Origin of the sequence: Synechococcus sp. C9, assembly GCF_022984075.1 — a bacterium.
GTDB lineage: Bacteria > Cyanobacteriota > Cyanobacteriia > Gloeomargaritales > Gloeomargaritaceae > Gloeomargarita.
The window spans coordinates 1,954,582-1,968,898 of record NZ_JALAAD010000001.1; the positions used below are offsets into that span (position 1 = coordinate 1,954,582).

A 14,317-nucleotide genomic window follows, 5' to 3' on the forward strand; every position below is an offset into this window, starting at 1 on the left:
AAGCTCGGAATGACAACGGATGGGACTACAGCGATCCTGATCCTCGGAGCCGCCATTTTAGATTACCTGGTGGGTGACCCGCCCCAATGGCTCCATCCCGTGCAGGTCATGGGTTGGATCATTAATCATTATTGCCGGTTAATTTGGGCAAGCAATTTGGGAAAAGCCGGGGAAAAAATCGCCGGTATTGTATTAGTTATTGTGCTGATTGGCAGTACCATTGCTAGTGTGATAATTTTAATTATCTTTACGCAAATACGGCATAGAAATTTAGCCCTAATTTTACAAATGATTCTGTTAGCGAGTTGCTTCGCAGGACGCAGTTTACACCGGGCGGCGATGGAGGTATTAGCCCCATTAAATTCGGGTGATTTACCCCAAGCTCGCCAAATTCTCAGTCAATATGTGGGGCGGGATACGGCACATTTGGATAGGGCAGAAATCCTGCGGGCGGTGCTGGAAACCGTGAGTGAAAATGCCACCGATGGGGTGATGGCTCCCCTATTTTATGCACTTTTGGGGGGATTCCTGGGGCAATCTCCGGCGGTGTGGGCTTTGGGCTACAAGGCTGTAAGTACATTGGACTCAATGGTGGGCTATCGTACCCCCCCCTACACCCACCTGGGTTGGGCAAGTGCCCGTCTGGATGATGTATTAACATGGCTTCCCTGTCGTTTGGTGGTCATGACGATTGGGTTCCTATCAGGAAAACCTCGGTATGTGTGGCGCATTTGTAGTCGCGATGCCCCCTTTGATCCCAGTCCCAATTCCGGTTGGAGTGAATGTTGTTATGCGGCGGCGTTGGGGGTGCAATTGGGCGGGGTGAATACCTACCGGGGGGTGGTGAAAATCAAGCCTAAATTGGGGGAATCGCACCGAGAAATTACCCCAACAGTGATCAAACAGGCATTGCACCTAACTCGATGGTGTTTTTTGATTTGGTTGGGGCTGGGACTGTTGCTCCTGGGGATATTGCCAGGTTAATTGTGCAATTGGGGCTTGGGCGGGTTCACCCCAAATCACCTGTTCGTGGCGGTAATGTACCGTGCCGGGGGGTTGACCTTTGAGCCGTTGCACATATTTAGCGGGGGTGTAAATCACAGGCACTTGCTGGCTGTGGCGACTGCGGCTGTAGTAGGCGGCAATGTTGGCGGTTGTCTGTAAATCGGCTGTACTAGGGCGAGTGCCTGGGGGGAGGCGCAAAATCACATGGCTACCGGGAATTTCCTGGGCGTGAAACCAGAGGTCATAGTCGTTTGCATAGGTGAAGGTTAGGGCTTCATTTTGGCGATTGTTGCGCCCCACATAAATGGGATGACCGTCAGGGGTAGCAAAAGTTAAAAAAGGGATGGTTTTCGGTCGGGAATTCGGGCGATAGGTGCTGGGTTGCCAATCGTAGCCCTGTTGGGCAAGTTCGCTGTAAATTTCCGCCAAAATTGCCAAAGCATTGGGGGAAAGTTCCAATTGTTGCACGAGGGTTTCCACCTGTTCTAGGTACGCTAATTGTTTTTTAACTTCTGCCAGCAGGGGTAATACGGTATCGTTGGCTCGTTTGAGTTTTTGATATTTTTTGTATAAATCCTGGGCGGTTTGCAGGGCGTTTTTCTCTGGAGGAATGAGGATGGTCATGAGGGTGCCAGTGCTAAAATCCGGTAGTTGCATTTCCCGCATGCCGGGTGCCCATTGGTGCAAGTGTGCCATGAGTAAATCCGCTTGGGTACGATAGGATTCGGCGTTGGTAACTTGGCTGAGTTTTTCGCTGAATAGTTGGGCTTTTTGGTGGAGTTTTTTTTGTTGATTTTGCAGTTTTTGCCCCAGTTGATGCACCTGCTGTTGGAATGTTTGTGTCCCCAAATGGTGCTGATAATAATCCTGAAGTAATTCACTCACGGTGGCATAGGATTGGGTGATGCCCCACCCCAACACGGTATAGCCTTGAGCCGTTAATCCGGGGGTAAACTTTTTCGCCTGCAATGTTTCTAACCAGGTCTGCCAAAGTGCCCATAATTGCTCCCATTGCTGGGATGTTATTTGATTAACTGGAATGTCCGGGTCAAGCTGAAGCATATACCCCATTTCCCGTACCAATTTCATGCTCAGTCCCCGGTAGTTTTGGAGCAATGCCCGGCTGAGTGGGATGGGGATCAAGGTCAGCCGTTGGTGCCAACGCTCAAACGGTTCCTCCCGCTGGGGTGGGGGTTGGGTTAAGCTGGGGGGCAGTTGGTACAGGGTGCCGGTTTGCAGGGGGCGTACCCGGGACTCCTGGGCGCTGACCTGGTGGGCGCAGGTGAGGATGGTGCCGTCAGCGTGGGTGAGGATGGCGTTGCTGTAGCGTCCCATCACTTCCAGGTAGAGGTGCCATTGGGCGGGTTCACCGGGGCGGGGGGCAAAGTGCAAGTCCACCACCCGTTCCCAGGGGTCGCTCAGGCGCAGGTCGGTGAGCGCCAGATGCCCCAGTTTCTGCCACAGTTGTTGACTAAAGGTAAAGGTGTCCGGCTCGGCGGGGGGCGCAGGGCTGAGGTGGAGGCGGCTCGCCTGGGGATGCCAAGAGAGGAGCAACCAACCCCGTCCGTGCAGGGTACGCAGGTTCAAGTACAGATGATGTTTATCCGTTTGCAGTATTTTTTCAATACGACTAGGCACCCAATCCCGTTGCAATTCCTGGTATACGGCGACCAAGGTGGTGAGGTCGCAGGGTTGGAGGCTGGTTTTGGCAGGGTTCATTTGTGCAGATAGGCAATCAGTCCCCGTGCCCGATGGTAGGCGGTGGTATTGCCCTGTTTGTCGAAAATTTGGGCGGCGCGGCGGGCATCTTCTAAAGCGGCGGTGGTTTGCCCCAACAAAGAATAGACCAATCCCCGTTGAAACCAGGCTTCCCCGGCGTTGGGATTTAACTGCAACGCTTGGCTAAAATCCTGAATTGCCCCTTCCCGGTCGCCCTGTGCCGCCCGTACCGTCCCCCGCCCGTAGTAGGCTTTGGGTTCCTGGGGTTGGTGGCGCAACCAGAGGTCGTATTCCGCCAGACTGCGCTGGTAATCCTTCATCTCCTGGTAAAGGGTCGCCCGGTGGGCATGGGCTTCGGTGAGTTCCGGTTGGAGCAGTAACGCCCGCCCCCAATACTCCAACGCCAATTCCTTCTCTCCCAGGGCGTGATAAACCAGTCCTAAATTGTAGCAAATTTCCCCACTGGTCGGTTCCAGGTGCAATGCCCGTTGTAAATCCTCCTGCGCCGCCTGCCAGCGTTCCAAACGGCTATAAACCCAGGCACGGATGGCATAAACTGTCCACCAGTCAGGGCGCAGGGCTTGTACCTGGTCTAAATCCGGGAGGGCACGGGTGGGTTTTTTGCCCAGGCAGTACAAATAGGCTCGCAGTACCAGGGCTTCCGTCAGTCCATCCTCCAGATACAACGCCCGTTGACAGGCGGCTAAAGCCTCTGGAAATTGCCCCTGTTGGGTGTAAATCAGTGCCTGGAGCAGATGGGTTTCCGCCTGCTGGGGTTGCAGGGCTAACGCCTGTCGCAGGGAAGCCAAAGCCGTTGAACTCTCCCCGCTGAGGGCTTGCTGAACCCCTTGGGCTAGATAGTGGGCAACTGGCGCCAGCGGTTCCATAGGGTCACCACAGGGATTACCCCCATGTTCGCACAGGCAGAACCGGGTCGCAACTAGCGGGGCAGGGGGAACCGGCGCAGGGGTTGGGTAGGGGGGGGCATTTGCCGCAGGGTGGCTCGTCCGGGAATCTCAATGAATCCGCCGGTACGGATGGAGTCTTCTAGTTCCGTGCCCGTGAGGATGGCTCCGGTAAAGTCCGCTCCCCGCACGTCCGCCCCTTTCAAATTGGCATAGCGTAGGTTGGCGTTGCGGAAATTCACTCCCCGCAGGTCCGTATCGGCTAAGTTGGCACCGCTCAAATCCGCCCCGCTCAGGTTGGCACGGGTGAGGTCAGCCCCGGACAAATCCGCATTCCGCAGTTCCATGCGCCGCAGGTCGGCTTCCCGCAGGTCACAGTTGACACATTTGTTGGTACGCAGGAGTTGACGCACCTGTTCCGGTTCGGCACTGGCACCCGGCAGGGCGATCAGGGTGACTAAGGCAAGGGTGAGGATGGGGATTTTCATGGCAAACACTCCTAAGTAGTAAGTGAGTTAAACATAACTAGAATTTCACCACTCAAGACGCTCAGGGTTCGGGAAAAGTTCCGTTGCGACGGGACGGGGGATTTAAGATGGACTATAGATGGCAAGGAATTTAGGGGCTGGGATACCTTGTCCATTCGATTCAATTTGCACCCTGTGGATACTATGATTTTAGCGATTGGGTCATCATGGGTTTGGATTTGATGCCTGTTCATCGTTCCTGCGGATGCCCATTATGATTGTGGAAAATTTCTTCATCCGGGCTTTTGATAAGGCACGACGAGGGGATTATCAAGGAGCAATTCTGGATTACACCCAGGCATTACAGGTGAATCCGGGGGATGCGAAGGCGTTTAATAATCGGGGGTTTGCCCATTTCATGATCGGGGATTACAGCCGGGCGGTCAGTGACTATACCAGTGCGTTACAGCTGGACCCCCGGTTTGGGGAGGCGTATTACAATCGGGGGATTGCCCGGTTCATGCTGGGGGATTACGAAGGGGCGGTGGCGGATTATACCCAGGCGATTCACCTGCGTCCCCGGGACCCCAAGGCGCATGGCAATCGGGGTTTTGCCCATTTGATGCTGAAGAATTATGCTCAGGCGATTGAGGATTACACGGCGGCGCTGGCATTGCACCCGGAGGATGCCAAGGCGTATTACAACCGGGGGGTGGCGTATCTGGGGTTGGAGCAGTACCGGGCGGGGTTGGCGGATTTAGACCGGGCGTTGCAGATCAATCCTGAGTTTGCGGAAGCCTACAACAAGCGGGGCAGTGCCTATTTTGAACTGGGACAGGTGCAGGAAGCCCTGCAAGACTACCAGGAAGCCCTGCGTTTGAATCCGACCCTGGCGGAGGCGTATTACAATCGGGGGGTCGCCTACGGGGAACTGGGGCAGGTACAGCGGGAGATTGAGGACTATTCCGAGGCGATCCGGTTTAACCCGGAGTTTGGGGAGGCGTATTACAATCGGGGGATTGCCCGGTTTATGGCGGGGGACAAGCTGGGGGCGGTGGCGGACTATACCAAGGCGATCCAACTCAACCCGGAGGATGCCCGGGGGTATAGCAACCGGGGGTTTGCGTACCACAGTTTGAACCAGATTGCGGAGGCGGTGGCGGACTATACGGTGGCGTTGCAACTGGACCCGAATTTGGCGGAGGTGTACAGCAAGCGGGGGAATGCCCGGTTTGATTTGGGGGATGTGGCGGGGGCGATTGAGGATTACACGGAGGCGATTCGGATCAACCCGGATTATGCGGTGGCTTATTATAATCGGGCGACGGCTCGGTTTGATTTGGGGGATGTGTTGGGGGAAATTGAGGATTACAATCGCACGTTGCGCTTAGACCCAAATTTTGCGGATGCCTATTTGAACCGGGGGTTGGCTCGTCTGCGCTTGGGTAATAAACGGGAGGCGTTGGTGGATTTTCGCAAAGCGGCTTCCCTGTTTGAGCATCGGGGAGACCAGGTGATGCACCAGCAAATTCTTGAACTGATGCAGACGGTGACCAAAAGCAGTCTTTAACCGATAATTTGTAAGTTTTTACCCTATACTAAGTCCTTTTTCAAGGGTATCTATAAAACTCTATAAAATTCAGTAGTTTGTCTGTTGCAGGCATATAGAAATTTTCCAGAACCAAGGACGGGGGCGGTGCCCCTGCGACCCCTATTCCATTTTCATTTATAGTCAAGCAGGGTAAGGTCGTCCTATTGTAAAATAGATATTTTGAAGAAAAGCGATGGCAAGACCATACAGTTACGATTTGCGTCAAAAAGCAGTCGAAGCAGTCTTAAATGGGGCAAAACTAGTTGAGGTTAGTGAGTTACAGCCTATTCATGAATTAAAGGATGCAGAGAATCTTATTTCCAAGGTCTATTTGCTTAGAGCCAGTGGGTTTACAGATGTATCCCTTAATCACTTAAAAGGCTGTATTTTTTAATCTCTTTGAAATAGCTGGTAAAAAGTATTACTAACAATGACTTCAAAGTCAACAAATAAGCTATGATCATGAAGTTGGCGTGCTAGGGTATGGTGACGACGATTGCGACGAATAGCGGTCAAAGAATTTTGATTGGTATCAGCGTTCAAAGCCTGATCAACAATCGGTTGTATTCCCGTATTTCGACGGACTAAAATATAGTCAACTTGGGTTTCCGGTTGACTCAAAGCAACACTAAATTCATACTGATGAGGTAAGATAAATACATGGGAATCGTGCAGTAAGTAAATAAAGCTAAAATTCACCGCATCATCCAACAAAACCTTCTGCCCTGGACGCAGTCGCTGAAATAATACGTTACTGATTTCCTGCTGGTCTAGTTGCCTCTGTCGCCAACGAAAAACAGTTCCACTTTGGGGAATGTCTTGTCCGGTGATTTGTCGCCAAACTAAACTCTCATCAGGCATGAGCCAGTTACGATTTAATGAATTTCCAGCCAGATAGATACTTAAAATTAAACCAAAAACTGTGAACCAAAGAAATTTAGAATCCACTCGGTCAGGCTGTAGTAATGTGACTGGAATCAAAATGGAAAATGCACCAAAAATAGCTACTTGTGGCAGAAAATTATTTTGCCAAAACATAATAATTAGCAGTAAAATTGGTGAAACTATTAATAGAATTCTAGCTACTAAAAAATTTCTGATTTGATAAAAAACCAGAATACATAATACATAATAAACCGGAAGCATTCGTCCCATCCAAACAATACTCGTTCCCAGGGCTGTTAATCCCGGTGCTTGTTCCAATAAAAACTCCAGACTCGCCCACCGTAAACCATTACCGGGAGCATAGGTAAAATAAAATGGATCATCACTAATTAGCCAGTTGACATATAGGAAACTAGCGATACTCACAAAACTCATAAACCCAGTGACTACGACCAGGGTAAATTTGAGTTGTAGATGATGACCTTGCACACAAAACCAGGATAAAATCATAAAAACTGGTAGTAAAAACCAAAATTCGTAACGCAGGAGAAATAGGGGAGCTAAGGTCAAACCGAGTAACACTAAATTCACACTCAGAGGGTATTTACGGTCACGGGGATTGATTAAATGCCAATAAAAAAGCAGACTTAATCCCAGAAATAAACTGACTGCTGTCCAGGTGGGACTGGTCATTAACATGATTAAGAAAGCTGGGTTAATAACCAATAAAATGAGAATAATTCCTCGCCATAACCTACTACATGGCAATTGACTCCCTAACCAGAGAATCAACCCGACCAAGCCCGTGCCGATTAACACTTGGGTAGAAATTGGTGAACCCAAGAGCATGGTTAAATAAATTAAAAAAGGGGGAAATGCAAATCCAATTGCACTCAAACGGGGGTCAGGACCTTGGGCGGCAATAATCGCTTTAGCCCCAATAAACTGAAATTCTAAGCTCAGCAAATTCTGAGTATCTAAAAATATCAAAATGCCTGTTAAAGCGATACTGACAACCGTGCCAATCCCAAAATTACGCCAGAAGTTAGGAAAAGAATTCATAACCATAGTTTGTAGTAATCTAGGTTTATACGCTAGGCTTCGCCATTTATTTTACGGGAAAAACCCCTAACAATCTATAGAACCTGTGGGCAATTATTTTAGGGCACTTCTAAAAATAGGTCGCAGGGGGGCACCCCCGCCCTTGGTTCTGGGTAATATGGGTATCTCAGCGAAATAATCTGCCAGTGGTGACAATAAATAGAGGTGCCCTAAACTTAGTAAGGCTACTTTTTTATGCCCTTTTGTGAACATTTATGGTAATTTCAAACAAATTTGCGACATTCGCCTTTACCTGCAAACCTTGTCCTAGAAGGGGATACAGTGATTACCAGTGCCTCAAAGTGTTGCATTTTCTTGTGAAACGACTATAACATTGCTGGGTTGGTGGATCATTGTGAACGGGAATCTCTTTGAAATGGCAATTTTTGAACCCCAAATGGTTTAAGAAACGCACCAAATGTTCCGGCAATGGTGCTACTACCGTCAACCATTCCCCTGATTGGGGGTGCTGGAAATGTAATCGCCAGGCGTGCAGGGCTTGCCCCGGTAATTGGGTTGTCCCTTTGCGACTGTACACCGGGTCGCCGACCAAAGGATGCCCCAAATGGCTCAGATGCACCCGAATTTGATGGGTTCGCCCCGTTTCCAACCGAAAGTACACCCAACTGTAGTTCCCCTGGGTCGCCAACACCCGCCAATGGGTCACCGCCGGTCGCCCGGTGGGAATCACCGCCATTCTTTGCCGTTGCTGGGGATGCCGCCCGATGGGAGCGTTGATGGTGCCCGTTTCCTGGGGCAATCGCCCGTGAATCACCCCCAGATATTCCCTGACCATCCGCCGGGTTTGGATTTGGTTCTGCAAATGCTGTTGCGCCAGCGCCGTTTTCGCCACCACCATCACCCCGGTCGTGTCCTTATCCAAACGATGCACAATGCCAGGACGTTGTTTGTCCGCCATCCCCAAAAAATGCGGGCAATGGGCGAGCAGGGCATTCACCAACGTACCGTCCCAATGACCGGGCGCCGGATGTACCACCAACCCCGCCGGTTTGTTGAGAATCAGTACATAGTCATCTTCATAGAGAATGTCCAAAGCAATCGGCTGGGCGGGCGTATCCAGGGGTTGCGGGTCGGGAATGTGCAGATGCACCCAATCCCCCGGGCGCAGGGGGTAATTTTTGTCCGTTTGCACCTGCTGGTTGACCTGCACACAGCCCTGTTGGATCAGCTTTTGCAGGCGACTGCGGGAAAATTCTGGACATTGCTGTACCAACCCCTGATCCAGGCGGGACATGGGCTGAACCACCTGAAATGCCCGCACTTCCATTGGCATCCTTAGTGGCGGTAACTCCAATCTGGGCGCAACCGTTTGGCTCCCCGCAGATAGGGATGGACGAGCCGCTGGTGGGCTGGCAAATGGACGTGGGCAAGCAGGCGAATGCACCGGGGCAGTTCCTCATGCACCCGCATATGCTGTACATCCAACATCGCCACCTCATCCCAGTGTGGGCGTTCCCGGGCAATGGTCGCCGGATAAATCGCATCCAAATCCGCCGTCACACTAAACGTCACACTCAGCAATTGCCGGGGGTCAAGCTGATTTTCCCGCTCCAGGGTATCCAACAACTCCAACACCGCTTCCCGCATCGCCGGAATGGTATTGGCTTCCGCCGTCGTCGCCCCCCGCAGTGCCCGCCAAGTCCAGCCATCCACCATATCAGGTCTGACTTGTGACTACCGGGGTGGGTTGCTGTTGCAGGGCATTGTACAGCCGATTCAGGGCATTCATATACGCCTGCGCCGAAGCCACGATGATGTCCGTATTCGCCGCATGACCGCTGTAGGTGCGCTGGTTGTGCTCCAGGCGAATCGTCACCTCCCCAATCGCATCAATCCCCGCCGTCACCGACTGGACGGAAAATTCCACCAACCGATTGGGCACAGGCACCACCCGGTTAATCGCCTTATAGACCGCATCCACCGGTCCCGTTCCCGTCGCCGCATCCGTCCGTTCCTCGCCACTGGGCAAGCGTACCGTCACCGTTGCCGTGGGAATTTCATGGTCACCGCAGGACACCTGCACCCGCTCCAGGCGGAAATTCACCACCAGGGGGGTTTGCATCTCATCGCTGGCGATCGCTTCCAAATCCCGGTCGGTAATCTCTTTTTTCTTGTCCGCCAATTCCTTAAAGCGCAAAAACGCCCGGTTCAATTCCTGTTCATGCAGGTCAAACCCCAACTCCTGCAGACGTGCCCGGAACGCATGACGACCGGAATGCTTGCCCAACACAATCTGATTCGCCTGCCAGCCGATGGTACGGGCATCCATGATTTCATAGGTCTGCCGATGCTTGAGTACCCCGTCCTGGTGAATCCCCGACTCATGGGCAAAGGCATTCGCCCCCACAATCGCCTTGTTGGGCTGTACCACCATCCCCGTCAAACTGGACACCAGACGAGAGGTTTTGTAAATCTGAGTCGTATCAATGCGGGTCAAAGGTTCAGTAGATTCCGCCGGTCGCCCCAAAAACGGATTAAAGTAACTGCGCCGCACGTGCAGAGCCATCACCAACTCTTCCAACGCCGTATTCCCCGCCCGTTCCCCAATGCCATTGATCGTCACTTCCACCTGCCGGGCACCCTGCTTGATCGCTTCTAAAAAATTCGCCGTCGCCACCCCCAAATCATTATGTCCATGCACGGAAATCACCGCCCGGTCAATGTTCGGGACATTTTCTCGGATGCCTTTGATCAATAAACCAAATTCCTCCGGCATCAAATACCCCACCGTATCCGGGATATTTACGGTCGTCGCCCCCGCTTCAATCACCGCCGTCAGTACTTGGTACAGATACGCCGGGTCAGAGCGAGCCGCATCCATCGGGGAAAATTCCACATCATCCACATAGCTTTTCGCCTTTTGCACCATCGCCACCGCAATATCCAACACCTCACTGCGGCTTTTGCGTAACTGATGCTCCAGATGAATATCCGAGGTGGAAATAAACGTGTGAATGCGAGGATGCGCCGCTGGTTCCAACGCCTTCGCCGCCGCCTCAATGTCCGCCGGAATCGCCCGTGCCAGCGAGCAAATGATGGATTCCCGCACCTCCCGGGCAATCGTCTGCACCGCCTCAAAATCCCCCGGACTGGCGTAGGCAAACCCCGCCTCGATAACATCCACCCCCAGCCGTGCCAACTGGCGGGCAATCACCAGCTTTTCTTCCGTGTTCAAACTCGCACCGGGGCACTGCTCGCCATCCCGCAAGGTGGTGTCAAAAATCAAAATCCGGTCACAGGTCATGGCAGACAGGGCAAAAATTCATCTTTTTATCATAGAGCAACCGCCGGGAACTTGGGAATAGATGCCGGGGAGAGTGTCAACGGAGACGAATGTTACCAAAAATTAAAAATTTACTCATGTCATCTATCTGTATGAAAAATCCGGGTGACAGAGAGTACAGCCCCAGACATAGAGGATAAACATTACTTGACAAATAACGGGAAAGCAATTAATACGAAGACATCCCAAGGTTAAGGAATCATTATGACTAAAAAATGGGTACAAATCAGTCCTTATCAGGCTAAGGTTATTGAAGAGCCTCTTGGTATAGTAGCTAGTATTCGCCTTAGCATGGGTATTTTAAGTGAATTTATGTCTTTTTCCATTATGGGTTTGGATCTATTGAAGGTTATCTCGCTTCGAGAACCAAAGCCGGGGGCTACGCCCCTGCGACCTATTTTTAGAAGTACCCTTATTTTATTTGTAATTTTTATTATACTTTTTGCGATTTTGTCTCGTCTTATAATCGAATTGATTGAATTCTATTTGCTACATGGTGAGCCTATTTCTAAGTCTGTAATAGATGTAATAGAGCTGTTACCACTTATATTTTCTTGCACTATTTCCATTGTCCTATCTATACTAATCTGTCTGGATATACCAGTTAATGATGAGTTGATTTTTGATTTAGATCAAGGAACCTTAACACACCTTGTCCGCTCTCGTTTTGCCAAACTATTAAAACGCCCAAGTTCTATAAAAAAAAGATTGCGTCTATCTAATTATTCTAAGGTTTCTTTGCGGGTTGACTCCGACTTGGATAGTGATAATAATCGGTACTATTTCTATTCCCTGGTGATGAGCGGTGATTCACAAAATAATTATTTCCAGATAGACTGCTCAAGTGGTTCTTATTCATTAGATAAACTAGACCGTAAAGAATTAGCTGAACTTGAGCATTTAGGTCGCCAGTTGGCAGATTTTTTGCAGATTCCTTTGGTTTCAGAAATAGATAGAGATATCGAAACTGCTGTCGAAAAAATCTATAAAACTCTGAAATCTAGCTTTGGTCAAAGCCATGAATACCGCATTGTCAACTCGGAAGATTTCTGGGGTTACGTTGACTTAGCCTACTACCATCGCCTGCAGTCTGCCCTCGTAGAACAGGGATGCACTTGGGCAGGGGACATTGAAGATATGACCGTTGCGGAAGAATTACGAGAATATAATAGTCGAACCTTTATTCGAGTAATGATCAACTCTACCCACAATACCAGCATCGGTTTTTACCATTTTAATCCCAAAATACCCCTGGGATTTTTAGTGCAAGCAAAAGTTATAGACTGTGAAACAGAATTTAGTCCAGAGAAGTACTTAGTGACCACCAATGTGAGCAAAACTCCTTTTGATTACCCACCAGGTTTTGATGTCGTTCACTTACCTGGCAATACAAGCTATAAAAATGTCCTGAAAACCCATTACCAAAGATTACAAAGAGCCATGTCGAATTGGGGTCTATTCCCCACTAATTTACATAGCTTAGAAGATGTTTTAGCAATGCAAAAACGGATGCAACAGGCGAAAGTTACCTACAGGAAACGAATTGGCTACATTACCCAGGAAGAACTCAATCGCTTCAAGGTTAGTCCCGAAATTGCCAGAGAAGTTGGTCGCCGCCTTCGGGAACGATTTACCCACGATTCTTGAAATATAGGTCGTAGGAGTTTATTCCTTACTAAAGGCTTTTATGGTACATGGTTTTACAAAATATGTATTTGTCAATCCTGGGAAACGGTAGCGATCCTAACTGAGTTTAGAATAGCAGGCTTACCATCCCTAGTTCTGCGGAACTTCTGCTTATAAAGCATTCAATTAAAACTATTATCATATCCCCATATGCATCACTGATAGTGAATAACGGGTGAGTTTGGGAAAAATTCTGGCGGGGCGAGGGAGTGCCGGTTGATCTAGAGCCAACAACCATATTCATGATCATTTCATCTTAAACGGGGATGGTAGGAACGGAGGCAAGTCATTGGGGTCGGCATTTTCCGAGGAAACTTCCGGTTGCAGTCCAGAAAATAGGTCTCTATCGGGGATATTCTGGGGTAATATCAATTCCGATTGGAATGTGCCAGCTAACCCCGTCTTGAGCATTCATGCGGTTATTGTGTTTGAGTAATGGCCACGGGGAAGACCGGATCGCCGGGACGATTTTGGCGGCTTTGCAACAGATGGAGGCGGCGGCTATCCTGCGGGCACTCCCCCTGGTGGGAACGGGGCAGACCTACCGGCAGTTGGGGATTCCTCTGGTGGGGCCAGCACGAAATTTGCCCTCGGGGGGGTTTTTGCAGACCGGGCTGGCGGAGGATATGCGGGCGGGGCTGTGGGGGCTGGTCTGGCAACAGCGGCGGGCGGTGCGGGAATGGGCGCAGACATCCCCCCGGGGGGTCGTGTTGGCGGTGGGGGATATTTGGCCTTTATGGCTGGCATGGCAGAGTGGCCGGTCGTTTGTGTTTGTCGCTACCGCTAAGTCTGAGTACCATCTGCGGGATGAACAGGGGCCCTTGCCCAAAACCCATTGGTTTGAGGGGTGGGCGGGTTCGGTCTTTTACCCCTGGGAACGCTGGTTGATCCGCCGCTCCCTGGCGACGTTTCCCCGGGATGAATTGACCACTACCTGGTTAAAACGCTGGCAGTTGCCGGTGACCTGGGTGGGTAACCCGATGATGGATGACCTGGAACCCCAGGGGGAATTGCGGATTCCGGGATTTACGGAGGCGATGGTCATTGTGTTACTGCCCGGTTCTCGTGCGCCCGAAGCCTACCGGAATTGGGAATTGATACTCCAGGCACTGCCGGGGGTGATTGAGAGTTTGACGGCTCCCCAGATTTTGTTTTTGGCGGCCATTGCGCCGGGACTAGACCGCACCCAAATCGAGGCGACCTTACAAAAATATCGCTGGCCGGTGTTTCCGGGGGTGGGGTTTGGCTACGACCAGGTGGGCATGGTGGTGACCCAAGGGCATTTCAACGATTGCCTGCATCTGGCCCATGCGGGGATTGCCCTGGCGGGGACGGCGACGGAGCAGTTGGTGGGTCTGGGCAAACCGGTGGTGAGTTTTCCGGGCAGGGGACCCCAGTACACGGCGCATTTTGCCCGCTATCAACAGCGACTGCTTGGCCCTTCCCTGCGGCTGGTGGAGAAACCGGAGGCGGTTGGGCCAGTGTTGCAGGACATTCTCACCAACCCGGATGAGTTGAATTTTATCGCCCGCAATGGTCACCAACGCCTGGGCAAGCCGGGAGCCAGTGTTGCCATCGCCCGTTTTATCCGGCAGTATCTACGGAGTTAATGCACTGCTCCACTCCCAGCTACAGGGTAGGAAAATTAAGGGCA

At 51.1% G+C, this 14,317-nt stretch carries 12 protein-coding genes; 5 read left to right on the forward strand and 7 right to left on the reverse strand.

Going from position 1 to position 14,317, the window contains the following annotated elements:
* The first annotated feature begins 9 nt into the window (after positions 1-9).
* Entirely contained in the window at positions 10-984 is a 975-nt protein-coding gene (gene cbiB, locus MLD66_RS09580; RefSeq protein WP_247217317.1) for an adenosylcobinamide-phosphate synthase CbiB, read from the forward strand.
* Here the strand turns inward: cbiB and MLD66_RS09585 are convergent.
* Genes MLD66_RS09585 through MLD66_RS09595 form a run of 3 tightly spaced genes read right to left on the reverse strand, consistent with a single transcriptional unit; the run spans position 916 to position 4,117 of the window.
* Complete coding sequence (locus tag MLD66_RS09585) at positions 916-2,724, reverse strand: NFACT RNA binding domain-containing protein (RefSeq protein WP_247217318.1); 1,809 nt, start codon at positions 2,722-2,724, stop codon at positions 916-918. The two genes, cbiB and MLD66_RS09585, sit on opposite strands and share 69 nt — an antisense overlap.
* The gene (locus MLD66_RS09590) at positions 2,721-3,611 is read right to left on the reverse strand and encodes a tetratricopeptide repeat protein (protein ID WP_247217320.1); all 891 of its coding nucleotides are present in this window, start codon (positions 3,609-3,611) and stop codon (positions 2,721-2,723) included. Before MLD66_RS09590 ends, MLD66_RS09585 begins: the two co-directional genes overlap by 4 nt.
* A gap of 53 nt (positions 3,612-3,664) precedes the next feature.
* Entirely contained in the window at positions 3,665-4,117 is a 453-nt protein-coding gene (locus MLD66_RS09595) for a pentapeptide repeat-containing protein (protein WP_247217322.1), read from the reverse strand.
* A 244-nt stretch (positions 4,118-4,361) separates the two neighbouring features.
* Between MLD66_RS09595 and MLD66_RS09600 the strand changes: the two genes are divergently transcribed.
* Entirely contained in the window at positions 4,362-5,666 is a 1,305-nt protein-coding gene (locus tag MLD66_RS09600; protein WP_247217324.1) for a tetratricopeptide repeat protein, read from the forward strand.
* Positions 5,667-5,880: 214 nt separating this feature from the next.
* Complete coding sequence (locus MLD66_RS09605) at positions 5,881-6,081, forward strand: hypothetical protein (RefSeq protein WP_247217326.1); 201 nt, start codon at positions 5,881-5,883, stop codon at positions 6,079-6,081.
* Here the strand turns inward: MLD66_RS09605 and MLD66_RS09610 are convergent.
* The 4 genes from MLD66_RS09610 to MLD66_RS09625 all read right to left on the reverse strand — a co-directional run bounded on the left by MLD66_RS09610 (position 6,078) and on the right by MLD66_RS09625 (position 10,938).
* Entirely contained in the window at positions 6,078-7,634 is a 1,557-nt protein-coding gene (locus MLD66_RS09610; protein ID WP_247217328.1) for a hypothetical protein, read from the reverse strand. The genes MLD66_RS09605 and MLD66_RS09610 overlap by 4 nt on opposite strands.
* A gap of 325 nt (positions 7,635-7,959) precedes the next feature.
* The gene (locus tag MLD66_RS09615) at positions 7,960-8,967 is read right to left on the reverse strand and encodes an RluA family pseudouridine synthase (RefSeq protein ID WP_247217330.1); all 1,008 of its coding nucleotides are present in this window, start codon (positions 8,965-8,967) and stop codon (positions 7,960-7,962) included.
* A gap of 2 nt (positions 8,968-8,969) precedes the next feature.
* Complete coding sequence (gene aroH, locus MLD66_RS09620) at positions 8,970-9,350, reverse strand: chorismate mutase (protein WP_247217332.1); 381 nt, start codon at positions 9,348-9,350, stop codon at positions 8,970-8,972.
* 1 nt (position 9,351) lies between these two features.
* Positions 9,352-10,938, reverse strand: coding sequence for a 2-isopropylmalate synthase (locus MLD66_RS09625; protein ID WP_247217334.1), 1,587 nt, complete (start codon positions 10,936-10,938; stop codon positions 9,352-9,354).
* Between the two features lie 243 nt (positions 10,939-11,181).
* On the opposite strand from MLD66_RS09625, the gene MLD66_RS09630 reads away from it, so the two are divergent.
* Positions 11,182-12,624, forward strand: a complete 1,443-nt coding sequence (locus tag MLD66_RS09630; RefSeq protein ID WP_247217336.1) for a cadherin repeat domain-containing protein — start codon at positions 11,182-11,184, stop codon at positions 12,622-12,624.
* A 452-nt stretch (positions 12,625-13,076) separates the two neighbouring features.
* Positions 13,077-14,273 carry a lipid-A-disaccharide synthase-related protein gene (locus MLD66_RS09635; protein WP_247217338.1) on the forward strand — a complete coding sequence of 399 codons (1,197 nt, stop codon included), beginning with the start codon at positions 13,077-13,079 and terminating at the stop codon, positions 14,271-14,273.
* Positions 14,274-14,317: the final 44 nt, after the last annotated feature.